The organism is Streptomyces chryseus (assembly GCF_014650755.1).
Taxonomy (GTDB): domain Bacteria; phylum Actinomycetota; class Actinomycetes; order Streptomycetales; family Streptomycetaceae; genus Streptomyces; species Streptomyces chryseus.
In genome coordinates this window covers 63,966-86,668 of sequence record NZ_BMVO01000024.1, presented here as the reverse complement: position 1 = coordinate 86,668, position 22,703 = coordinate 63,966, and the positions used below count along the sequence as shown (strand labels likewise).

Here is a 22,703-nt window from a genome sequence, read left to right as displayed (position 1 = left end):
TCCCCGCGTACGGAGCCCCGCCGATGCACACTGCCCACGACCCGTACGTGCGGGTGCGCGGCGCCGACGAGCACAACCTGCGGCACGTCGACGTCGACATCCCGCGCGACGCGCTCGTCGTCTTCACCGGCGTCTCCGGTTCCGGGAAGTCCTCGCTCGCCTTCGGCACCGTCTACGCCGAGGCCCAGCGCCGCTACTTCGAGTCCGTCGCGCCGTACGCCCGGCGCCTGATCCACCAGGTCGGCGCTCCCAAGGTCGGCGAGATCACCGGGCTGCCGCCGGCCGTGTCGCTGGAGCAGCGCAGGTCGGCGCCGTCCTCGCGCTCGTCGGTCGGGACGGTCACCACCCTCTCCAACTCCCTGCGGATGCTCTTCTCCCGGGCGGGCACGTATCCGCCGGGCGCCCCGCGCCTCGACTCGGACGCCTTCTCGCCGAACACGGCGGCGGGTGCCTGCCCCGAGTGCCACGGCCTCGGCCGCGTGCATCGCACGAGCGAGGAGCTGCTGGTGCCCGACCCGTCGCTCTCCGTCCGTGAGGGCGCGATCGAGGCGTGGCCGGGCGCCTGGCAGGGCAAGAACCTGCGCGACGTGCTGGACGCGCTCGGGTACGACGTGGACCGGCCCTGGCGCGAGCTGGAGCGGCGGGACCGCGACTGGATCCTGTTCACCGACGAGCAGCCGGTCGTCACGGTCCACCCGGTGCGCGACGCGGGGCGCATCCAACGCCCGTACCAGGGCACGTACATGAGCGCCCGGCGTTACGTCATGCACACCTTCGCGGACTCCAAGAGCCAGACGCTGCGGGCGAGGGCCGAGCGTTTCCTGACCGCCGAGCCGTGCCCGGTGTGCCACGGCCGCAGGCTGCGTCCCGAGGCGCTGGCGGTCACGTTCGGCGGCCGTACGATCGCCGAGCTGGCCGGCCTGCCGCTGTCGGCCCTCGCGCGCGTGCTGGGCGACGGCGACGGAGGGCCGGCCGGCGGTGGCGAGAGCGCGCGCGTCCTGACGGGCGACCTGCTGGCGCGGATCGCGGTCGTCACCGAGCTGGGGCTCGGCTATCTGAGTCTCGACCGTACGACGCCGACCCTCTCCTCGGGCGAGCTCCAGCGCCTGCGGCTGGCGACGCAGCTGCGCTCCGGTCTCTTCGGTGTCGTGTACGTCCTGGACGAACCGTCGGCGGGACTCCACCCGGCCGACACGGAGTCCCTGCTGGTCGTCCTCGGCCGGCTGAAGGCGGCGGGCAACTCGGTGTTCGTCGTGGAGCACCAGATGGACGTGGTGCGCAGTGCCGACTGGCTGGTCGACGTCGGGCCGCGGGCGGGCGAGCACGGCGGCAGGGTGCTGCACAGCGGTCCGCCCGCCGGCCTGGCCGGGGTCGCGGATTCGGCGACCCGCCGCTTCCTCTTCGACCGCGCGCCCGCGGCCCCGCGCGAGGTCCGCGTGCCGTCCGGCCTGCTGCGGCTGAACGGCGTCGAGCGGCACAACGTGCGGGGCGTGGACGCCGAGTTCCCGCTCGGGGTGTTCACGGCGGTGACGGGGGTGTCGGGGTCCGGGAAGTCCACCCTGGTCGGGCAGGTGCTCGCGGGCGTCCTGGCGGAGCGGACGGGCGCGGACCCGACCGGCGGCGCGGGACGGGAGTCCGACGAGGGCCCGGAGTCCGGCGCGGGGGCGGGGTCCGGCGCGGGGGCGGGGTCCGGTTGTGCCTCGGCCGAGGGGACGGAGGCCGTGGACCGGCTGGTGCAGGTCGACCAGCGCCCGATCGGGCGTACGCCCCGCTCCAATCTGGCGACGTACACCGGTCTCTTCGACGTCGTGCGCAAGCTCTTCACCGGCACGGACGAGGCGCGCGCACGCGGGTACAAGGCGGGCCGGTTCTCGTTCAACGTGGCCGGCGGGCGGTGCGAGACCTGCCAGGGCGAGGGGTTCGTCTCGGTGGAGCTGCTGTTCCTGCCGAGTACGTACGCCCCGTGCCCGGACTGCCGGGGCGCGCGGTACAACCCGCAGACCCTGGAGGTCACGTTCCGCGGACTGAACATCGCCGAGGTGCTCGACCTGACCGTCGAGGCGGCCGCCGCCTTCTTCGCCGGTACGCCGGCGGCCGAGCGCAGTCTGCGGGCGCTGCTGGACGTGGGCCTGGGCTACCTGCGCCTGGGGCAGCCCGCGACGGAGCTGTCGGGCGGCGAGGCGCAGCGGATCAAGCTCGCGAGCGAGCTCCAGCGCACGCGGCGCGGCCACACGGTGTACCTGCTGGACGAGCCGACGACGGGGCTGCATCCGGCCGATGTCGAGGTGCTGATGCGGCAGTTGCACGGCCTGGTGGACCAGGGGCACACGGTGGTCGTCGTCGAGCACGACATGGCCGTCGCGGCGGGCGCCGACTGGGTGATCGACCTCGGCCCGGGCGGCGGCGACGAGGGCGGCACCGTCGTCGCGGCGGGACCGCCGGCCGAGGTGGCGGAAGCCCCGGGCAGCCGTACGGCGCCGTACCTGGCCCGGGAGCTCCGGCCGTCCTGAAAGGGCGGTCAGCGGCCGCGGGCGCGGCTGGTGCGGCGCAGTCCGATCAGCTCGGCCACGGACTCCAGCCAGCGGGCGGTGGTCTCGTCGCCGACGACCGGGCGGGCGACGGTCCCGGCCGCCTCCAGCCAGGGGCGGACGACGTCCGTGGCGGCCGGGCCGGGGAGCAGTTCGGGGAGCTGAGACGCGTACCGCACACCGCCACTGCGCACGACCTCGGCGAGGAACGCCACGGATCGCGGCAGGACGCCGAGCCGGTCGAGGACGACCGCGGCCCCGATGGCGCCGTCACCGAAGAGGGCCGTGCGGTGCGGGCCTTCGGCGGGGATGCCGTAGCGCAGCATCCTGGCGGTGTCGAGGGCGGCGCAGTCGTCGTCGGTCTTGGGCGGGCGGGGCGTGGAGGGCATGGGGGCCTCGGATCCGGTCATCGGACGGTGACGGTGTAGATGAAGTACTCGGGATTGGTGCCCGGCTTCCCGGTCGCGGTGGGAACGGGTGTGTCACTGGAGGACGTCGGCGACGGCTCGGGGTTGTCCGCGGTGGTGGAGCAGCTGCTGGAATACGGGCAGTGGATGAGCTTGATCTCCGTCGTGCCCGACTTGACCGCCTCGAAGTCGAAGAACCGCTCGCCGCTGCCGCCACCTACCAGGTCAGGGTCGCTCTCTTCCGTCTCTTTGTGCTGCCCCGTGCGCTTGACAACAGCCGGGTCGGGGTGGGGGCTGACCAGATGCCAGTCCTGCCCCATCGAGGGACTCGCCGGGAGAGACAGGGTGAACTCGTCGCCCGCGTCAACCTCTATGGACCTTTCCTCGGGTCCATACGTCGCGGGGCCGAAGAGCCCGCATCCGGACAGGGCCAAGGCGGACAGCGGCAGGGCGAGGGCGGCTGCGAGTCGGGGGCGCATGACGGAACTCCTCACTCGGCCGGAAGGTGGACGCCGGTGGCGTTGGGCATGCGGTTGTCGGACGCCTTCTGCATGTTCCCGTTGATGAAGTCGTCCTCGCTGATCCAGGTGGTGGTCCCCCAGGGGTTGTACACCTGGAGCATGTCGCCCTCCTGGCCGACGATCATCATCGAATGGCCGACATAGTCACCGTTCTTGTCCTTCCCCTCGACGGTGATGGGCACGGGCTTGCCCTCCGCGACCGACTTCTCGACATCGGTCAGGACTTCACGCCGGGCGTCGGCACTCGCCGCTTCCTGGTACCTGTACTCGCTGCCTGTGTGCGGGCTCATCTCATGGTTGGAGATGGTGGTCTTGCCCTCTTCGTCCATGCCTGCCGGTGTGCTGCCGAAGGGGAAGTCGTACTCGTTGGAACCGTCACCGTCCTCATGCAGCCGCATCTGCTCGTCATGCAGCCGTTCGCGGAAGGCAGCGGGGTCGTCCTCCTGACCCGAGGGGCCACCGGTGAGTTCGAGGGCGTACAGAGGATCGACCACGGCACGGCCGGTGACGACGGTCGACGGCACGCAGGTGGCGGCGTCCTGGGACCACCTCTCCCCCTTGAAAGCCTGCTGGTCCGTGTTCTTGTTCGAACCGTCGGCGTTGAGGCCCTCGTTGAACTTGCTGTCCCCCGCCGTCGTCACCGGCGTCAGGTGCCGCTGCAACCAGGCCGGGTCCTTGCCGTGGATCTTGTCGCGGAACTCGGAGACCTCGTTCAGGTCGTGTCCGGCGGCCAGCGCCTTCACCAGGTACGCGCGCTCCTGGGGGCTCTTGGCTTCCGCGAGCATCCGCTCGAACCTCGCCTGGTCCTGGGCGTTCATGCGCTCCATGGCCTTGCCCGAGCGCTCCAGGTCGTTGGCGGTGAGCAGCTCGTTCATCTCGGCCGGTCCGCCGGTTCCCGAGATGTCCGCCAGGACGAGCCGGTCGGCGGCGGAGATGTTGTCGGTCTTCATCCTGCCCGCGCGGGCCTCGGCCGCGAACTTGTTCAGGTCGCGGGCGGCCTCGCGGGCCGCGTCGTCGGCCTTCTCCGCCGCCGCGTGCATGGTCTTCGCCCCCGCGCTCGCGATGTTGCGGGCCCGCAGCCGCTCCGCCTCCTCGGCGTCCTTCTCGACCATGTCGTCGAAGAAGCCGTCCTGGCTCCCGAGCATGCCGAGCGCCTCGCGCAGTTGCTCGCGGCCGCCCTTGTCCTCGGACTGCGCGGTGGTCAGGGCGTCGGACAGGAGGATCAGCGCCCTTCGCGCGCCGCGTATCGCCTCGTCCATCTGGGCGGCCGCTCGCGCCGCCGCCGAGACCACTTCCTGGGCCTTGGCGCCGGTGCTGCCCACCCAGGCGTCGGGCAGGCCCGTGAGGGCGACCTGCTCGACCCGGTCCTGGACGTCCCTCGCCGCGTCGGCCTGCTTGGCGTACCGCTCGGCGATGTCGTCGAGGGTGCTCGGCGAGCCGACGGGCGCCGAGACGTCCAGGGCGCTGCGGATGGCCTCGATGAGGGTGTTCTTGTCGTCGGCGCCGGCGATGGACCGCTGGTACCCGGCGAGCTTCTCCCGGCGGTCGGTGGTGGATTCGCCTGCGGCGGGCATGGCTTCGCGGCCTCCGGTATTCGTTTCGGGGCAGTCAACAGGGGCGGGGAGGAGGCCGTGCTCAGCCGAAGTCGGCGAGACCGACGGGCTGCGAGCCCGGCGGAGGCGGGCCGGGAGCCGGCATGGTCCGTACGCCGGGGGCGGACCCGGCGGGTGCGGGGGCCGGCATGGTCGTCAGTCCGCCGCCGCTCGCCTGGAGGTCGTTCATGCTCTGGACGTCGGCGCCGTGGTAGTTGGCCTTCGAGACGCGGACCTTGTCGGCCAGCTCGTGCAGGGCGCTCTCCAGCACCTTGGCCTCGGCCTGCCACGCCTCGGAGAAGTGGTTGAACGCCGGGCCGGAGTCCGAGCCGCCCAGGGCGTCCGGTGTGTAGCAGAGCTGCTCCTGGAGAGCGGCGCCGATGTCACCGGTGTCGTCGCCCGCCCGGTCGAGCTTGTCCGCCTCGGCGTCCATCCCGCTCTTCTGGACGCGGTAGCCACCCTGTTGCGTCTGCCCGGCCATCTTCCCCCGCCTGCGAGCGTTCCCGATCTTGCCGGGGAAGATTAGCAGCAGGCGGTGACATGCCCACAACTACAGACGCGTCGGTCAGCGCCGCGACGCCTTCCTCGTCGCCCGCAGCCACTCCTTGTTCATCGCGGCGATGGACGGCAGCGCGATGCCCTTCGGGCAGGCGGTGGCGCACTCGCCGGCCAGGGTGCAGCCGCCGAAGCCCTCCTCGTCCATGGCGGAGACCATGTCGAGGACCCGGGTCTCGCGCTCGGGCGCGCCCTGCGGAAGGACGTTGAGGTGGTTGACCTTCGCCGAAGTGAAGAGCATCGCCGAGCCGTTCGGGCAGGCCGCGACGCACGCGCCGCAGCCGATGCACTCGGCGTGCTCGAACGCGAAGTCGGCGTCGGCCTTCGGCACGGGCGTGGCGTGCGCCTCGGGGGCGGCGCCGGTCGGGACGCTGATGTAGCCGCCCGCGCCGATGATCCGGTCGAACGCCGACCGGTCCACCACCAGGTCCTTGACCACCGGGAAGGCGCCCGCCCGCCACGGCTCGACGTCGACGGTGTCGCCGTCGTCGAAGTGCCGCATGTGCAACTGGCAGGTGGTGGTGCGTTCCGGCCCGTGCGCGTCGCCGTTGATGACGACGCCGCACGCCCCGCAGATGCCCTCGCGGCAGTCGTGGTCGAACGCGACCGGCTCCTCGCCGCGCAGGATCAGCTTCTCGTTGAGCGTGTCGAGCATCTCCAGGAACGACATGTCCTCGGAGATGTCGTCGATGTCGTACGTGACCATGGCGCCGGGGGTGTCGGCGTCGCGCTGACGCCAGACGCGCAGGGTGAGCCTCATGCGTAACTCCGCTGGGTGGGGTGGACGTAGGCGAATTCGAGGGCTTCCTTGTGCAGTACGGGAGCCCGGCCCGTACCGGCGAACTCCCAGGCGGCGGCGTACGAGAACTCCTCGTCCCTGCGCTCCGCCTCACCGCCCTCGGTCTGGCTCTCCTCACGGAAGTGGCCACCGCAGGATTCGGTGCGGTGCAGGGCGTCGAGGCAGAGCAGTTCGGCGAGCTCCAGGTAGTCGACGATCCGGTTCGCCTTCTCCAGCGACTGGTTGAGCTCCTGGCCGGTGCCCGGCACCTTGATCCGGTGCCAGAACTCCTCGCGGATCTCCGGGATGCGGCCGAGCGCCTTGCGCAGGCCCTCCTCGGTGCGGGCCATGCCGCAGTACTCCCACAGGAGTTCGCCGATCTCCCGGTGGAAGGAGTCGGGCGTGCGGTCGCCGTCGACGGCGAGCAGTCGCTCCAGGCGGTCGTTGGTCTCCGCGACCGCGCGCACGGCCTCCGGGTGGCTCGCGTCGATGTCGTCGTGGTGGGGGTTGCGGGCCAGGTAGTCGTTGATGGTGGACGGCAGGACGAAGTAGCCGTCGGCCAGACCCTGCATGAGGGCGGAGGCGCCGAGGCGGTTCGCGCCGTGGTCGGAGAAGTTGGCCTCGCCGATGGCGAAGAGGCCGGGGACGGTGGTCTGGAGGTCGTAGTCGACCCACAGGCCGCCCATCGTGTAGTGGATCGCCGGGTAGATGCGCATGGGCACCTCGTACGGGTTCTCCGCCGTGATCCGCTCGTACATCTCGAAGAGGTTGCCGTACTTCTCCTCGACGGCGTCGCGGCCCAGGCGGCGGATCGCGTCGGCGAAGTCGAGGTAGACGCCCTGGCCGCCGGGGCCGACGCCGCGCCCCTCGTCGCAGACGTTCTTCGCGGCGCGCGAGGCGATGTCGCGCGGCACGAGGTTGCCGAAGGACGGGTAGATCCGCTCCAGGTAGTAGTCGCGCTCGTCCTCGGGGATCTCGGCCGGCGGGCGGGTGTCGCCGTGCGCCTTGGGGACCCAGATGCGGCCGTCGTTGCGCAGCGACTCGCTCATCAGGGTGAGCTTGGACTGGTGGTCGCCGGAGCGCGGGATGCAGGTGGGGTGGATCTGGGTGAAGCAGGGGTTGGCGAAGTACGCGCCGCGCCGGTGGGCGCGCCAGATCGCCGTCGCGTTGGAGTTCTTGGCGTTGGTGGAGAGGTAGAAGACGTTGCCGTAGCCGCCGCTGGCGAGGACCACGGCGTCGGCGAAGTACGTGTCGACGTGGCCGGTGATCAGGTCGCGGGCGACGATGCCGCGCGCCCGCCCGTCGACGACGATCAGGTCGAGCATCTCGGTGCGCGCGTGCATCTCGACGTTCCCGGCCGCGATCTGCCGGGACAGCGCCTGGTACGCGCCGAGCAGCAGCTGCTGTCCGGTCTGGCCCCGGGCGTAGAAGGTGCGCGAGACCTGTACGCCGCCGAAGGAGCGGGTGTCGAGCAGGCCGCCGTACTCGCGGGCGAAGGGCACGCCCTGGGCGACGCACTGGTCGATGATCTCCACGGAGATCTGCGCGAGGCGGTGGACGTTGGACTCGCGGGCGCGGAAGTCGCCGCCCTTGACGGTGTCGTAGAAGAGGCGGTGGACGGAGTCGCCGTCGTTGCGGTAGTTCTTGGCGGCGTTGATGCCGCCCTGCGCGGCGATGGAGTGGGCGCGGCGCGGTGAGTCCTGGTAGCAGAACTGGACGACGTGGTAGCCCTGTTCGGCGAGCGTGGCGCCGGCCGCGCCGCCGGCCAGGCCCGTGCCGACGACGATGACGGTGTGCTTGCGGCGGTTGGCCGGGTTGACCAGCTTGGCCTCGAAGCGGCGGGTGTCCCAGCGCTCGGCGACGGGGCCGGCGGGTGCCTTGGTGTCGACGACCGGCGCGCCGGTCTCGTACGCGGTGTAGTCCGTGTTCTCACTCATGTCAGCCCACCACTCCAGTCATGACGGCGACCGGCACGGAGACGAATCCGGCGGTCAGCACCAGCGCGAGGCCGTTGGCCAAGGTCTTGAGGATCCGGTCGCGCCGGGCGTTGCCCATGCCCAGCGTCTGCGCGGCGCTCCAGAAGCCGTGCCGCACGTGCAGCCCGACGGCGAGCATCGCCACCAGGTAGATGACGTTCCCGTACCAGGTGCTGAAGGTCGCGACGACGTTCTCGTACGGGCGCCCCGGCTGCGCGTTCTCGTTCACCGTGAGCGTCGTCAGGTCCAGCAGGTGCCACACGATGAACAGGGCGAGGATGATCCCGCCCCACCGCATGGTGCGCGTGGCGTAGCTCGCCCGCCGCCGCTTGTGCACGTACTTGCTCGGCCGCGCCCTGATGTCCCGCCGGCTGAGCTGGTACGCCGCGACGCCGTGCAGCACCACCGCCGCGAGCAGCACCACGCGCACCCCCCACAGCGCCCACTCGTAGTGCAGGAGGGGCTCGCCCATCGTGCGCAGCCAGTGCGCGTACGTGTTGAACTCGCCGGAGCCGAAGAAGATCTTGAGGTTGCCGAGCATGTGGGCGACCAGGTACATCAGCATGATCAGACCGCTGACGGCCATCACCGTCTTCTTGCCGACGGTCGATCCCCAGAGCGAGCGGGTGAGGGACGGTCGTCGGTCCGTCCGCGTTGCCAGTGCCATGGCACCGACGCTAGGGCCGGAAGGGGTCAGAGGTCCAAGACATGGTCCGGCTCATGTCCATAGCCTGTGCCTATCATGGATATCGTGGCCGCATGCAGTTTCAGCAGCTCCTGTACTTCGTGACCGTCGCCGAGACCCTGCACTTCACGCACGCCGCCGAGCGGGTGCACGTCTCCCAGCCGTCCCTCTCCCAGCAGATCCGCGCCCTCGAGAAGGAGCTGGGCGCCGGCCTCTTCACCCGCGCCCGGGGGAACATCGCCCTCACCGACGCGGGCGAGGCCCTGCTGCCGCTGGCGCGCCGCATCCTGGCCGACGCCGACACCGCCCGCCACGAGGTCCAGGAGCTGGCCCAGCTGCGGCGCGGCCGGGTGCGCCTCGGCGCGACGCCGAGCCTGTGCACCGGGCTGCTCCCCGACGTACTGCGCACCTTCCACGACCTGCATCCCGGCGTCCAGCTGCTGATCGAGGAGAGCGGTTCGCACGATCTCGTACGGGAGCTGGCGCGCGGCGCGCTGGACCTCGCCCTGGTCGTGCTGCCGCTGCCCACGCCGTCGCCCGCCCTGACCACGGTCGAGCTGCTGCACGAGGACCTGGTCGTCGTCTCGGCCTCCTCGCTCCCGCGCCCGGGGCGGGGCAGGTCCGTGCGCGTGGCGGATCTGGAGGGCGAGCCGCTGGTGATGTTCCGGCACGGGTACGACCTGCGGGAGCTGACCGTCGCCGCCTGCCGGGCCGAGGGCTTCGAGCCGTCGTTCACGGTGGAGGGCGGCGAGATGGACGCCGTGCTCGGTTTCGTACGGGCGGGGCTCGGGCTCGCGGTCGTGCCGCGCATGGTGGCCGCCCGGGCGGGGCGCGACCTCAGGGTCACGCCCCTGGCCCGGCCGGGCCTGCACCGTACGATCGCGCTCGCGCACCGCAGCGACGTGGCTCCGCCGCGCGCGGCGCGCGAGCTTCAGAACGTGCTCCTCGCCTCCCGGGTCCGTCAGACCGCGTCGGCCAGCAGCAGCGTGTGAATGCGGTCGGGCGCGCCAGGCCTGGCGTAGTACCAGCCCTGGGCGGTGTCGCAGCCCAGCTCACGCAGCTGGGCGGCCTGGGCGCCCGTCTCGACGCCCTCGACCGTCACGCCCAGGTTCAGGCTGTGCGCCAGTGACACGATGCCCTCGACGATCTTCACGTCGACGGTGTCGGCCGGGTGCTGCTGCATGGACTGGGTGAAGGATCGGTCCAGCTTGAGGACGCTCACCGGCAGCCTGCGCAGGTTGGCGAGGTTGGAGTAGCCGGTGCCGAAGTCGTCCAGCGCGATGTCGACGCCCATCTCGGCGAGCTGGCGCAGCGGCTTGAGGAGATCGTCGTCGGCGCCGATCAGGGCCGACTCGGTGACCTCCAGGCACAGGGCGCCCGGTTCGAGGCCCGCGCGTTCCAGTACGTCCACGGTGTCCGAGACGAGGCCGGGATGGTGCAGCTGCATCGGCGAGAGGTTCACGTTGATGCGCAGCGGCCCGCCGTCGGTGTGCCGCTTCTGCCAGAACCTGGCCTGGCGTACGGACTCCTCCAGCACCCAGCGGCCGAGCGGCACGATCAGCCCGGTGTGCTCGGCGAGCGGGATGAACCGGTCGGGCCCGAGGACCCCGTGCTGCGGATGGCACCAGCGCACCAGCGCCTCGGCGCCGTGCACGCTGCCGTCGCCGAGATGCACGAGCGGCTGGTACTCGATGAAGAACTCGTTCCGCTCCAGCGCGGCCGGCAGGGCGTTGGTGAGGCCGTGGCGGGTGATGGCGCGGGCGTCCGCCTCCGCGTCGGCGGTCTCGAAGCGGTTGCCGCCCGCCGACTTGGCGCGGTACATCGTGATGTCGGCGCTGCGCAGCACCTCGGCCGGGCCGCGCTCGCCCGCCGGGCCCTCGACGATGCCGATGCTGCCGCGCACCGTCAGGTCCCTGCCCTCGATGCGGATCGGGGACGCCAGCGCGTTCAGGATGCGGCCGGCGAGCTCGTCCACCTCCCGGCGGGTGTCGGGGCCGGTGGTCAGCGCCACGAACTCGTCGCCGCCGAGCCTGGCCACCATCTCGCCGGGCGCCGTCGCGCAGCTCTGGAGGCGGTCGGCGACCTCCACGAGCAACCGGTCGCCGGCCGAGTGCCCGAGACTGTCGTTCACCGCCTTGAAACCGTCGAGGTCCAGGTAGCACAGGCCGAAGCGCATGCCGTCGCCCGCGGACAGGGCCTTCTCCAGGCGCTCGAAGAACAGCGTGCGGTTGGGCAGTCCGGTCAGGGCGTCGTGGGTGGCCTCGTAACGCAGGCGCAGATTGAGCAGCCGCCGCTCGGTGGTGTCCTCCATGAGCGCGAGCTGGTACTGCGGCCGGCCGTCGGCGTCGCGCAGCAGCGACACCGTCAGGTTGGTCCACAGGACGGTGCCGTCGGTGCGGTAGTACGGCTTCTCGACGCGGTAGCTCTCCCGTTCACCGCGCACCAGTTCGCCGTAGAGCTTCCACACGTGCGGGGTGTCCTCCGGGTGGACCCACTCGCTGACCTTCCGGCCGCGCATGTACTGGTCCAGCCCGCCGAACATCCGCATGAGCGCCTCGTTGACCTCCAGGATGTTGCCGTCGAGGTCCGCGATGCCGATGCCGATCGCCGCGCCCTCGAACACCGCGCGCAGGCGGGTCTCGGTGGTGTGCAGCGCGCGCTGCGCCTCGCTGCTCGCCAGGAGCGACGACCGCGCGAGAGCCTCCTGCTCGGCGAGGGTCCGCTCGCGCAGCGCCTGCGCGAAGCCGGCGGAGAGCGCGTGCTGGAGCCGCGCGCAGCGGGCCCGGTGCTCCTCGGTCAGCGCCGGCGAGTCGTTCTCCCCGGCGCAGTACAGCACCAGGTACGAGTCGACCACGCCGAGCGTCCGCACGAGCGCGTCCGGGTCGGTGCAGTGGGCGGCGACCAGAGCGGCTCCGACCTCGTGCGCGGGCGCGGTGTCGAAGGGCCGCCGGTGCAGCGCGTCGCTTAACCGCCGCGCGAGCGGCAGCAGATGGCGTTCGACCTCGGGGCGCGTCATGGAGGTGGCCGTGACGGGGAAGACGGCGCGGCTCCAGATCGTCGCGAACCGTCTGAGTCTGCCGTCCCGGTCGTCCACATCCTCCAGGTCGTCCGGGCCGGCCGCCGGGGCGCGTCCCGCCGGCCGTCCGGAGCCGGGCCCCGGTGCCCGCGATGGCACGCTCACGCCTTGCGTCCCACTCCGGCGAAGCCCGAGAAGGCGTACGGATCCTCCTGGGCGAGCGGGGTCTCGGGCCGCCACTCGGCCATCGGGACGAGTCCCGGCTCGACCATCTCGTACCCCTCGAAGAACCGCGCGACTTCCTCGTGCGAGCGCATGACCAGCGGGTTCTTGATGTTCTGGTAGACCCCGACCGTGCCGCCGATCCGCTGCTCGGGCAGCGGGATCCCCGCGTAGGACGCGTGGGTGAGGATCACGAGGCTGCCGGGGGCGAGCGCGTCGCGCAGGGCGGCCACGGCGGCTCGCGGATCGTCGGAGTCCTCGACGAAGTGGAGTACGGCGACCAGCAGCAGCGCCACCGGCCGTTCCAGATCGATGAGTTCGTTCACGACCGGGTCGCCCAGGATGTCCTGCGGCTTGCGCAGGTCGGCCGCGGCGATGCCGGCCCGGTCGTTCCCCGCGAGTACGGCCCGGCTGTGCGCCACCGCGACCGGGTCGTGGTCGACGTACGCGACCCGGGCCTCGGGGTCGGCCGCCTGGGCGACCTCGTGGACGTTGCCGAAGGTCGGGATGCCCGATCCGATGTCGAGGAACTGCGTGATGCCCTCGTCGACGGCGAAGCGCACCGCGCGCCGCATGAACGCACGGTTCGCCTGCATGATCTTGGGGAGGCCCGGCATGAACTCCATTGCCTTGCGGGCTGCTTCCCTGTCGACCTCGAAGTTGTGCGAACCGCCCAGGTAGAAGTCGTAGATCCGGGACACGCTCGGCACCGTGAGGTCGATGCCCTGGGGTGCCCAGGCGGGTCGCTCCATCAATGTCTCCAACTCATCGCCACGGGACAGCCGGTCATGACCTGGACCGGTGTTCGAGCCGAGGCTACTGATCGGCAGGCATCAGAGCGAGCAAAAACGGAAATTAGCGGTCCGTTCTCGGTCACACGCCGCAGGCATGTGCACCGCGAACGACCGGCCCGCCCCCGCCGGACGGGGCGGGAACGGGCCGGTGCTGGACGGGCGCCACAGCGCGGGGACGCTGCCGGACCTACTTGGGCGCGCCGACCATCTTGCCCTCGGGCGAGACCGCGTACCAAGTGCCGCCAACGCCCTGGCCGTTGGTGTCACCCGGCTTCGCGTCGCCCGAGAAGGTGTAGACGGGCCAGCAGTCGATCGTCTGCTGCTTGATCCCGTCGGGGCGGTCGAAGACGACGAAGCCCTTCTTGAGGATGCCTTCGGTGTCGTTCTTCTCGACCGGCGGGACGACCGGCCACTTCTCCAGGCAGGCGCCGGTGCAGGCCGTCTTCATGGGCCAGGCCGAGTCCTTCTCGAACCGGTAGACCGTCATGCCCTTGGAGTCCACCACGATGTCACCGAGCTTGGGGTCCTTGCGCACGGACATCCCCGCGAGGTCGGGCTTCTCCGCCTCGGCCTCACCGCCGCCGGCCTCGGCGTCACCGCCTCCCGCGCCCACAGCCGCCTTCTTGCCGTCGGGGGCGGAGGCGAACCACGTGCCGCCCACACCCTGCCCCTTGGCGTCGCCCGGCTTGGCGTCCTTGGCGAAGCGGTACATGGGCCAGCCGCCGATGGTGAGCTGCTTGGTGCCGTCTGCCCGCTCGACCTCGCCGAGCAGCGAGGCGTCGGTGCCCGGCGCGGCCGTCGCGTCGCCCGCCGGTACGACCGGCCATGCCTTCGCGCAGTCGCCCTCGCAATTCGACTTCGGCGGACTGACGGTGTCCTTGTCGAACCGGTAGAGCGTGAAACCCTCGCTGTCGGTGAGTACCTTGCCGAGCTTCTTGCTGTCCCAGACCGCGAGTTGGCCCGCCGCCTTGGGCGCGGCGGCCCCGCCGGCGTCGTCGCCGTAGCCGGTCTTGTCCGAGCCGTAGCCGCCGTCGGCCGGCTGCTGCGCGGGGTTGGCGTTGCCCACCGCCTGCCCGTTGGGGGACTCGGTCACCGTGTCCTGACCGCACGCCGTCGTCAGCGCCATCACAGCCGCCGCCGTCACCGCGAGCGAGACGTTCCGCCAGGTCTTCATGTCGACTCCTGTGTACCGAGGGTGTGGTGCGACGCTCTGCGCGTCGCTCATGGCCCTAGGTACGGGCGGCGGGTGTCCGGGTGTTCAACGCATTCGCAGAAACTTCGCGACGACCTTCGCGGTGACCTTCGCGGTGACCTTCGCGAGGGGCAGGATGATCTCAAACGCGAAGACGCGAAAGTCCCGCCCAACGGGGGAACTGGGCCGAACGGGCGCGTGCCGGACGCCGGACCGGTCCATGCTCCGGGACGTGCACCCTCCGCTCCCAGGACGGCTGTTGGCCGCCGTGACCCTGATCTGGCTGCTGCTGAGCCCCGTGCCGGCCGTGGCCGACGACTGTTCGTACGCGTCCATCTCGCGCGACGGCCAGGTGTCGTCGGGCTCGGCGGTCGCCGTGGGCACCGGCGCGACCTGTACGGCGGGCCCGAAGCCGAAGCCACCGCCACCGCCACCGCCCACCCCGGAGCCACCACCCCCACCACCGCCTCCTCCGCCTCCCCCGCCGCCTCCGCCGCCGCCAGCCGCGCCCGAACCGCCTCCGCCGCCGCCTCCGCCGCCGCCCCCCGCCCCGGCGCCGCCGCCCGCGCCCGAGCCGCCTCCTCCGCCCAAACCCAAACCGGCTCCTTCGCCGAAGCCCGCGCCGTCGGCCAAACCGAAGCCCTCCCCCAAACCGGTCGCCCTCCCCGTGTACCGCAAAGCCACCCGTCAGGAGCCGCAGAACGGCCCGTCCCTGGTTTCCCTCACCCTCCTGATCACGGCCCCGGCGGTGTTCGCCGCCGCCGTACTGCGTCCACGATCCCGCTAGCCGACGGAGAATCCCATGTCGGAATGGCTCGTTCTGAGCATCGCGATGGCGTCCGCCTGCGCGGTCGTCCTCACCATCACGGTCATCAACCACCGCCGCGTCGGTGAGGACGACGACCCGTCCGAGACCCCGGACGTCATCGAATACATGACGATGATGATCGGCGTGGTCTACGCGATCGTCCTCGGTCTGGCCATCGCGGGCGTCTGGGAGGGCCGCAGCGCCGCCCAGGACTCCGTACGGCAGGAGGCCCAGGCCCTGCACGAGGTCAGCGCCCGCTCGGAGGTGTACCCCGCCGAGGTCCGGGCCAGGATCCGCGGCGATGTCGACGCGTACGTCTCGTACGTCGTCAACACCGAGTGGAAGCACATGGCCGAGCACGGCAGCCTGACCGAACGCGGCACCGAGCTCCTCGAACAGGTGCGCCGCGACGTCACCGACTACGAGCCCAAGACCGACCACGAGGGCCAGGCGTACCAGCCGCTGGTGGACCAGGTCGCCACCGCGGACGACGCCCGGGGCGCGCGGGGCGCGGGCGCGGAGGCCACCATGCCCGGCGTCGTCTGGTTCGGCCTGATCATCGGCGCCCTGGTCGCGGTCGGGCTCATCTTCACCCTCCAGATCCGCCGCACCGGACGCGAACTGCTCCTGGCCGGTCTCTACAGCGCCCTGATCGCCTTCCTGCTCTTCCTCATCTGGGACTTCGACGCCCCCTTCGGACGCGGGCTCTCCGCCACGGCCGGGCCGTTCCTGGACCTGTTCCCGGAGGCCACCAGGTAGCCGGCCACGGCCGCCGTCCCCCCGAAGCCCCTGGAAACAAGGGCCGGCAGGGGGCGGCGGCCGCGGGCCGAGCGGCCCGCCGGGCCGGTGCGACGGGCCGCGGCAGTGCACCGGGTGGCGTAGGCCGGTACCCCATTTGCGCGACTGTGATCGCGCGCCGCCGCCACCGCTCCTAGCGTTCGGGATATCGAGGCGCATTTCCTGCCATGTGTGGATAAAAATTCCGCCGCTGCTCCTCGAGGACCCGGAGGATTGTCCATGCGCGCGATACGTGTGACATCGGCCGCCGCGCTCGGCCTCGCCGCTCTCTCACTCACCGTCCCGGCCGCCTCGGCGGTCGACACCAAAGCGCCCGCGGTGGTCGGCACCGCCACGCCGTCCACCATCGCCGCCGGCGGACAGGTCACGCTGTTCGTCTCGGGGTGCGACGGCGACGCGGAAGCGACCTCTGCCGTGTTCGACACCGTCGTGATCCCCAGGGGGGACACGGCGACCGCCACGGTCGACTGGGACGCGAAACGCGGTGCCCTGTACACCATTACGTACACCTGCCTCGAAGACGGCCGCCAGGGCACGTCGCAGCTCACCATCGCCGGCGACGCCAGGCCGACGCCGACTTTCACCACGCTTCGCCCGACCGTGACCACCACGGCCACGGCGACCCGCTCCCCCGCCGGCCCCGCCAGGGGTGGCGTGGGCGGCAGCCAGGGCGGGATGGACGCCGGGGAGATCGCCGCCGGTGCGGCGCTGGTCCTCGCGGCCACCGGTGGCGTCGTCTTCGTCCTGCGCCGACGCGCCGGCAGCCGCCAGCACTGACGGCGGCGGAGCCGAACCGCACCCGACAAGCCCGTTGCCCCGCGTCCTCGTAAGGACGCGGGGCGACGGGCGTTCACGCGAGTACGGGCCACGGGCGGCCGGGCGCTCAGACCTCGCCGCGGTTCAGGCGCCGCCTGCGCGCGATGAAGAGGCCGCCGCCGATGGCCGATGCGGCGACGAGGCCGGCGCCGACCTTCATCTCCGTGTCGGAAGGGCCGAGCGACCCGCCGATGCCGCCGCGCGCGCCCCGGCCCGACAGGACCGTGAACTGGTGGGTCGCCACCAACGGGTTGTCGTTGCACTTGACGGCCAGGTTGTAGTGGCCGGGCGTGGCGTTGTGCTTGATCTTGGCGGTGGCGAACGACGTGGTGTCGCTGGCCGGAAGGTGGGCGGGACGCTGGAAGGCGTTGGACGTCACGGTTCCGCCGTGGCCGCACCCCGAGGCGCTGACCGTCAGCACGCCGCCCTGGTGGACCGAGAACGGGTTGACGTTGACGTTGCGAGGGCCGTTGGTGGCGGTGGCGGTGGGGGCGACGAGTCCGACCGCCGCAAGGGCGGTCGCGGTCACCAGACAGGCGCGTGAGACACGCATCGTAGAACCTCCACGGGACGGCGCCCCGGAGCGGTGCCCCGGGAAGATCGACGAGAACGCCTCCCATGACGAACACTCACCGGGCGCGATGATTACCGCATTTCGGGCTGGTCCACCCCGGTGAGGCGACACGCCGGTGCGGCGCGTCCCGATCTGACGGAGCCGCAGGTCACAGACCGTCAGATATCTTGTACGACCAGTTACCCGGATGGGTCACCGCGCGGACGCCGCGCCACCCGTTCGCCCCTCACGTATCGCCGCCCCCACCCCGCGCGCTTAGCGTCCGTACAGACGCGTCGAAGGGAGAACAATGGGCCAGGAGTACAACGGCTCCGAGCCGAGAAAACGCTCGCCCTGGGGGGTCCTGGCGCTCGTCATGCTCACTGGCCTCGCGCTGATGCGCAACGGCGCGGACGTGTCCATCGGCCCCCCTCAGCCCGCGTCCGCCGCGGCTCTCGACAGCCCCTCCGAGGTCACCGGCGCCCGGACCTCGCGCACCACCGTGCGGCCGCTGCCGTACGCCCCCGCCTCCCGCATCCGCCTGCCCGACATCCGCGTCGACGCGCCCATCGTGGACGTGGGGCTCGACGACGAGGGCTGGATCGACGCGCCGTCGCCGCAGGATCCCAACCTCGCCGGCTGGTACCAGAACGGCATCTCCCCCGGCCAGCTCGGCACCTCGGTGATCGTCGGTCATGTCGACAACGCGGTGGGCCCGGCCGTCTTCTACAACCTGGGTTCGCTCAGGAAGGGCCACCGCATCGAGGTCGAGCGCTACGACGGCCGCGCCGCCGTGTTCGAGGTCTACGGCGTCGAGGTCTTCTCGAAGGAGGAGTTCCCCGGCCCCCGCGTGTACGGGGACGTCGGCAGGCCCGAGCTGCGCGTGATCACCTGCGGCGGCGGTTACTCGAAGACGAACGGCTACGCAGGCAACGTCGTCGTCTTCGCCCGCATGGTCGCCACCCGCTGAGCGGGGTGGCGACCGGAGGGCGTGCGGGGTACGGCGCTCACCCCCGCGGGGCGGTGCCCGGCACCGTGAGCCGGTAGCCCCGGTCGAGCAGTTCCGGCAGGTACGTCCGCAGCGCCTCGACGCTCTGCCGCCGGTCGCCCCCGGCGTCGTGCGAGAGCACCACCACACCGGGCCCCGCCCCCGCCCGCACCCGGCGGACGATGAACCCCGTACCGGGCTCCCGCCAGTCGAGCGTGTCCACGGTCCAGCCGAGCGGCTCCATGCCCAGTTCCGCGCCGATCTCGAACGAGCGGCGGTTCCAGGCTCCGTACGGCGCGCGGTACCAGTCGGGCGCGCGTCCGACGGTCCGCTCGACGATGTCGCTCGTACGCCCGAGCTCGGCGCGGATCCCCGCCGGTGACAGCCGCGTGACCAACGGGTGCGACCAGGTGTGGTTGCCCACGACGTGGCCGTCCTCGGCCATCTCGCGCAGCAGGTCCCGGTTCTCCGCCGCCATCTCCCCGCACACGAAGAACATCGCGCGCACGTCGTAGCTCCGCAGCGTCCGCAGGATGTCCGGGGTGTAGCGCGGGTCGGGCCCGTCGTCGAAGGTCAGCACCATGCTGCGGCCGGTTCCCGCCATTCGGAGGAAGGGCCGGCGGCGCACCGGCGGCCGGGCGGGCCGGTACCGGGGCGGCGTGTACGCCGTCATGGGCCGCAGCCGGTACGCCGAGGGCCTGACCGGCGCACCGGCCTGCGGCCCGGCGGCCGGCGGCGGTCCCGACGGATGGCGTCCGGGCGTCTGGGCGGGATCCGGGCCGAGGAGGCGTACGGCGGTAGCGGCCCCCAGGCAGGCGGCCAGGCGCAGCATCGCCCGCCGCCTCGAAGGCATCTGATCGTTTTTCATGACTAATAGCTCGCACGGCCGAAGGCCCCGGGGCCCGACCCACACCGGCGGTGGGGGCCGAAGTACCCGATGGGACGAGCCGGTCGGCGCCGGATAGCCTCGCTGCTGTGACAGAGCAGCAGCGCCATCAGTTCGAACGCGGCACCGACGGCCCCAAGGTGATCGTCGCCGGCCTGGACGGCTCCGATTCCTCGTTGCGGGCCGCGGCCTACGCGGCGGGCCTGGCGAGACGACAGAACGCGCTGCTGGCCCTGGTGTACGTACAGCCACTGATGCCGGCCGGGGCCTCGCTCGGGGTGCCGGTCGCGGGGACGACCGAGGAGATCGCCGCCGATCTGATGGCGGAGGTCCGCAGCGCGGCGGAGCGGACGAAGGGCACGTTCGAGGTGCGGTGGGAGTTCCACACGTTCCGCGGCGACCCGTACAACGGCCTGGTGAGGGCGGCCGACGAGCTCAAGGCGGACGCGGTGGTCGTCGGGGCGTCCGAGTCGGCGGGCCACCGGTTCATCGGCTCGGTGGCGCTGCGTCTGGTGAAGGCGGGGCGCTGGCCGGTCACCGTCGTACCGTGAGCGCGCGACGACGGGACCCGGGCCCGACGGCGAGAACCGTATGCGACGGCCAGGACGCCACTTGGCGTACACCGCCTTTCACCGCGCCCTCGCCTGGTCCATCATGAGCCGCCACCAGCCGACAGTGGTCTGCGGAGGTATGACTCATGGCCGGACTCCGGGCGGGGCAGGGTGTTCTGCGCCGCAAGCCGATCGAACAAGTCGAAGAAGGTGACACGAGCGAGCGGCTGACCAGAACGCTCGGGCTCTGGCAGCTCACCGCGATCGGCGTCGGCGGCATCATCGGCGCGGGCATCTTCACTCTCGCCGGTACGGTCGCGAACGGCACGGCGGGCCCGGCCGTCCTGATCTCCTTCCTGATCGCCGGGGTCGCGAGCGCGGCGGCGGCCTTCTCGTACGCCGAGTTCGCGGGCATGATCCCGAAGGCCGGTTCGGCGTACACCTACGGCTATGTGGTCCTCGGCGAGCTCGCGGGCTGGTTCATCGGCTGGGACCTGCTGCTGGAGTACACCGCGATCGTGGCGGTGGTGGCGATCGGCATCTCCGGCTACTTCAACTTCCTGCTGGACGACCTGGGCGCCGAGCTGCCCACCTGGATGCTGGGCGCGCCCGGCACCGGCAGCGGCCACCGGGTCGATCTGATCGCGGCCGTGCTGTGCCTGTTCATCGCGTACCTGCTGACGCTGGGCATCAAGAGCGCGGCGCGCTTCGAGACGGTCGTGGTGGTGCTCAAGGTCCTGGTCGTGCTCGTCGTGATCGTGGTCGGTTTCTTCCACATCAGCACCAGCAACTACAGCCCCTTCTTCCCTTTCGGGGTCGGCGGCGCCTTCACCGGTGCGGCGACGGTGTTCTTCGCGGTCTTCGGGTACGACGCCATGTCGACGGCGGCCGAGGAGTCGAAGGACGCGCAGCGCCACATGCCGAAGGCGATCATGTACTCGCTCGCCATCTCGATGGCGCTGTACGTGCTGGCCACCCTGGTGCTCACCGGCATGCAGAACTACACGGAGATAGATCCGGAGAGCGGCTTCTCGACGGCGTTCCAGTCGGTGGGGCTCGACGCCCTCGCGGACGTCATCGCCGTGGGAGCCATCATCGGCATCCTCACCGTCATGTTCACGTTCATGCTGGGCGTGACGCGCGTGTGGTTCTCGATGAGCCGCGACGGGCTGCTGCCGCGCTGGTTCGCCAAGACGCACCCGACGCGGCACGTGCCGGTGCGCGTGACGTGGATCGTGGGCGTCGCCTCGGCGCTGATCGCCGGGTTCCTGCCGATCGGCGAGGCGGCGGAACTGACCAACATCGGAATCCTGCTGGCGTTCGCCGTGGTGTGCACCGCCGTGATCGTGCTGCGCTACCGGCGGCCGGAGCTGCCGCGCAGCTTCCGCACGCCGGGCATGCCGCTGGTGCCGGCGATCGGGGTGGTGTCCTCGATCTGGCTGATCACCTACCTGGCCTGGGAGACCTGGTTCCGGTTCGCTGTCTGGTTCGCGCTCGGGCTGGTGATCTACTTCGGGTACTCATACCGGAAGTCGGCGCTGGCGAAGCAGCCGGGGGCCGACGTGGGCGGCAAGGAGTAGGCGGGGGCGGACGTCCGGGTCGCCGCCGCGCGGGAGCCTTCCCGTTCAGCGGCGGCCCGCGCCCATTTCCGGCAAGCGGGGGCCGATCGGCCCCAGGGCCTACTGGCCCATCCGCAGGCCCGCCTTCGCCGCGCCCCGGCTCAGCACGACCTCCCGGATCCGGTCGCGTACGTCCGTGTGGTCCGCGCCCTCCTTGATCGCCGCGTTCAGGTTCACCACACGCCCCGCGTCCGGGTCGAACCACTGCGGCAGGAACTCCGCCTTGCTCACCTCCCACCGCTGCCCCTCCCGCTTCGGGGGTGCGAAGGTGAAGCGGCCGATCGTGCCCTGGTTGCCCCGCGGGTCGAACGCGCCCGAGTGGTTCACCATCGCGCCGGCGACCTGGTCGCCCATGCCGTAGATCACCCAGGTGCCGTTGACCTTCTCGTACGCCTGCGGGACGTGCGCGTGCGTGCCGAGGATCAGGTCGATGTCGGGGCGGCCGTCCGTCTTCGACGCGGTGAGCGCCTTGCCCAGCCGCACCTGCTGCCTGTCCGGCTCGTCCTGCCACTCCGTGCCCCAGTGCAGCGAGACGACCACCACGTCGGCGCCCGCCTTCCTGGCCGCCCGCGCGTCGGCGACGATCCGGTCCTGGTCGATCATGTTCACCGCCCACGGCCGGCCCTCGGGCATCGGATAGCCGTTCGTGCCGTACGTGTAGGCGAGCTGTGCCACCTTCGCGCTGCCGCCCGTCAGCCAGGCCGGCTCCTTCGACTCGGCCTCCGTCCGGGCCGAGCCCACGTGCCGTACGCCGGCCTTGTCGAGCGCGGCGAGCGTCCGGTCGATCCCCTCGGCCCCCGCGTCCAGGCTGTGGTTCGAGGCGGTGGAGCACGCGTCGTACCCGGTGGCGCTCAGGCCCTTGGCCACCTCGGGAGGCGACTTGAAGTCGGGGTAGCCGGTGTACGGGCCGCCGTCCTTGCCGTACACCGTCTCCATGTGGCAGATCGCCAGGTCGGCCGCCGAGACCACCGGCTTCGCCCCCGCCAGCATCGGCGCGAAGTCGTACCCCTCGCCGCCGGCGTCGGCGGCGGCCTGCCGGATGATCGACGCGTGCGGCAGTACGTCGCCGGACGCGACCAGGGTGAAGCCCCGCTGATCGCGGCCCGCGCCCGCCGCCAGGGGTGCCGCGTGTTCGGATCCCTTCCCGGACGGCCCGGTGCACGCGGTGACGCCGCCGATCAACAGCGCGGCCATGGCCGTCGCCCCCTGCAGTGTTCGCTTCACCATCAGACCGACTTTCCGCTTGTATTACTTATGGTGAAACAAACCGATATGGATGGCTCCCGCAAGTCAAGGGACACGGCCGTCCGGGTCACCGCAACAGCTCCCGGGGCCCCGGCCGTACCGTCCCAGCCGGTCGTCACGGCTGGTCGTCACGGCTGGTCGTCACGGGCGTTCACCGCGACCGTTCGTCGTGC

The 22,703-nt window shown here is 71.6% G+C and carries 21 protein-coding genes; 7 read left to right on the top strand and 14 right to left on the bottom strand.

Annotated features, from left to right (window positions below; translation table 11 throughout):
- Positions 1 to 23: 23 nt before the first annotated feature.
- The gene (locus tag IE185_RS27045; RefSeq protein WP_189716175.1) at positions 24 to 2,510 is read left to right on the top strand and encodes an excinuclease ABC subunit UvrA; all 2,487 of its coding nucleotides are present in this window, start codon (positions 24 to 26) and stop codon (positions 2,508 to 2,510) included.
- Positions 2,511 to 2,518: 8 nt separating this feature from the next.
- Here the strand turns inward: IE185_RS27045 and IE185_RS27040 are convergent, their stop codons facing one another.
- The 7 genes from IE185_RS27040 to IE185_RS27010 form a co-directional block, all read right to left on the bottom strand.
- Positions 2,519 to 2,938: a hypothetical protein gene (locus IE185_RS27040; protein ID WP_229843715.1), complete on the bottom strand. Its 420-nt coding sequence runs from the start codon at positions 2,936 to 2,938 to the stop codon at positions 2,519 to 2,521.
- Complete coding sequence (locus IE185_RS27035; RefSeq protein ID WP_189716173.1) at positions 2,935 to 3,414, bottom strand: protease inhibitor I42 family protein; 480 nt, start codon at positions 3,412 to 3,414, stop codon at positions 2,935 to 2,937. Before IE185_RS27035 ends, IE185_RS27040 begins: the two co-directional genes overlap by 4 nt.
- An 11-nt stretch (positions 3,415 to 3,425) precedes the next feature.
- Positions 3,426 to 5,030: a C39 family peptidase gene (locus tag IE185_RS27030; protein WP_138899267.1), complete on the bottom strand. Its 1,605-nt coding sequence runs from the start codon at positions 5,028 to 5,030 to the stop codon at positions 3,426 to 3,428.
- 61 nt (positions 5,031 to 5,091) lie between these two features.
- Positions 5,092 to 5,529, bottom strand: a complete 438-nt coding sequence (locus IE185_RS27025; protein ID WP_138908013.1) for a type VII secretion target — start codon at positions 5,527 to 5,529, stop codon at positions 5,092 to 5,094.
- An 84-nt stretch (positions 5,530 to 5,613) separates the two neighbouring features.
- Positions 5,614 to 6,363, bottom strand: a complete 750-nt coding sequence (locus IE185_RS27020; protein WP_138896734.1) for a succinate dehydrogenase/fumarate reductase iron-sulfur subunit — start codon at positions 6,361 to 6,363, stop codon at positions 5,614 to 5,616.
- Positions 6,360 to 8,318: a fumarate reductase/succinate dehydrogenase flavoprotein subunit gene (locus IE185_RS27015; RefSeq protein ID WP_138896733.1), complete on the bottom strand. Its 1,959-nt coding sequence runs from the start codon at positions 8,316 to 8,318 to the stop codon at positions 6,360 to 6,362. Before IE185_RS27015 ends, IE185_RS27020 begins: the two co-directional genes overlap by 4 nt.
- Before the next feature lies 1 nt (position 8,319).
- Positions 8,320 to 9,024 (bottom strand): succinate dehydrogenase, encoded by a 705-nt coding sequence (locus IE185_RS27010; protein WP_138896732.1) that lies wholly within the window; start codon positions 9,022 to 9,024, stop codon positions 8,320 to 8,322.
- A 92-nt stretch (positions 9,025 to 9,116) separates the two neighbouring features.
- Between IE185_RS27010 and IE185_RS27005 the strand changes: the two genes are divergently transcribed.
- Positions 9,117 to 10,034 carry a LysR family transcriptional regulator gene (locus IE185_RS27005; protein WP_138896731.1) on the top strand — a complete coding sequence of 306 codons (918 nt, stop codon included), beginning with the start codon at positions 9,117 to 9,119 and terminating at the stop codon, positions 10,032 to 10,034.
- On the opposite strand, the gene IE185_RS27000 is transcribed toward IE185_RS27005, so the two are convergent.
- The 4 genes from IE185_RS27000 to IE185_RS26985 all read right to left on the bottom strand — a co-directional run bounded on the left by IE185_RS27000 (position 10,004) and on the right by IE185_RS26985 (position 14,707).
- On the bottom strand, positions 10,004 to 12,217 hold the full coding sequence (locus IE185_RS27000; RefSeq protein WP_138896736.1) for a putative bifunctional diguanylate cyclase/phosphodiesterase: 2,214 nt from the start codon (positions 12,215 to 12,217) through the stop codon (positions 10,004 to 10,006). The genes IE185_RS27005 and IE185_RS27000 overlap by 31 nt on opposite strands.
- 2 nt (positions 12,218 to 12,219) lie before the next feature.
- Positions 12,220 to 13,032, bottom strand: a complete 813-nt coding sequence (locus IE185_RS26995) for an SAM-dependent methyltransferase (protein ID WP_138896730.1) — start codon at positions 13,030 to 13,032, stop codon at positions 12,220 to 12,222.
- A gap of 229 nt (positions 13,033 to 13,261) precedes the next feature.
- Positions 13,262 to 14,248 carry an SCO0930 family lipoprotein gene (locus IE185_RS26990; protein ID WP_138896729.1) on the bottom strand — a complete coding sequence of 329 codons (987 nt, stop codon included), beginning with the start codon at positions 14,246 to 14,248 and terminating at the stop codon, positions 13,262 to 13,264.
- An 84-nt stretch (positions 14,249 to 14,332) separates the two neighbouring features.
- Positions 14,333 to 14,707, bottom strand: coding sequence for a hypothetical protein (locus IE185_RS26985; RefSeq protein ID WP_189716171.1), 375 nt, complete (start codon positions 14,705 to 14,707; stop codon positions 14,333 to 14,335).
- A gap of 361 nt (positions 14,708 to 15,068) precedes the next feature.
- Between IE185_RS26985 and IE185_RS26980 the strand changes: the two genes are divergently transcribed.
- Together IE185_RS26980 and IE185_RS26975 are read left to right on the top strand one after the other, a co-directional pair.
- Positions 15,069 to 15,833, top strand: a complete 765-nt coding sequence (locus IE185_RS26980) for a bestrophin-like domain (RefSeq protein WP_138899068.1) — start codon at positions 15,069 to 15,071, stop codon at positions 15,831 to 15,833.
- 258 nt (positions 15,834 to 16,091) lie between these two features.
- Positions 16,092 to 16,649 (top strand): hypothetical protein, encoded by a 558-nt coding sequence (locus tag IE185_RS26975; RefSeq protein WP_138899069.1) that lies wholly within the window; start codon positions 16,092 to 16,094, stop codon positions 16,647 to 16,649.
- A gap of 106 nt (positions 16,650 to 16,755) precedes the next feature.
- Here the strand turns inward: IE185_RS26975 and IE185_RS26970 are convergent, their stop codons facing one another.
- Complete coding sequence (locus IE185_RS26970; RefSeq protein WP_138899070.1) at positions 16,756 to 17,241, bottom strand: hypothetical protein; 486 nt, start codon at positions 17,239 to 17,241, stop codon at positions 16,756 to 16,758.
- A gap of 310 nt (positions 17,242 to 17,551) precedes the next feature.
- Here IE185_RS26970 and IE185_RS26965 point away from each other — a divergent pair, with 310 nt between their 5' ends.
- On the top strand, positions 17,552 to 18,211 hold the full coding sequence (locus IE185_RS26965) for a class F sortase (RefSeq protein ID WP_138909716.1): 660 nt from the start codon (positions 17,552 to 17,554) through the stop codon (positions 18,209 to 18,211).
- A 37-nt stretch (positions 18,212 to 18,248) separates the two neighbouring features.
- Here the strand turns inward: IE185_RS26965 and IE185_RS26960 are convergent, their stop codons facing one another.
- On the bottom strand, positions 18,249 to 19,097 hold the full coding sequence (locus IE185_RS26960) for a polysaccharide deacetylase family protein (protein ID WP_189716169.1): 849 nt from the start codon (positions 19,095 to 19,097) through the stop codon (positions 18,249 to 18,251).
- A gap of 107 nt (positions 19,098 to 19,204) precedes the next feature.
- On the opposite strand from IE185_RS26960, the gene IE185_RS26955 reads away from it, so the two are divergent.
- Together IE185_RS26955 and IE185_RS26950 are read left to right on the top strand one after the other, a co-directional pair.
- Positions 19,205 to 19,666: a universal stress protein gene (locus tag IE185_RS26955; RefSeq protein ID WP_138896776.1), complete on the top strand. Its 462-nt coding sequence runs from the start codon at positions 19,205 to 19,207 to the stop codon at positions 19,664 to 19,666.
- Between the two features lie 146 nt (positions 19,667 to 19,812).
- Positions 19,813 to 21,246 carry an amino acid permease gene (locus IE185_RS26950; protein ID WP_138896777.1) on the top strand — a complete coding sequence of 478 codons (1,434 nt, stop codon included), beginning with the start codon at positions 19,813 to 19,815 and terminating at the stop codon, positions 21,244 to 21,246.
- A 99-nt stretch (positions 21,247 to 21,345) separates the two neighbouring features.
- Here the strand turns inward: IE185_RS26950 and IE185_RS26945 are convergent, their stop codons facing one another.
- Positions 21,346 to 22,512: a CapA family protein gene (locus tag IE185_RS26945; protein WP_138896778.1), complete on the bottom strand. Its 1,167-nt coding sequence runs from the start codon at positions 22,510 to 22,512 to the stop codon at positions 21,346 to 21,348.
- Between the last annotated feature and the right edge of the window lie 191 nt (positions 22,513 to 22,703).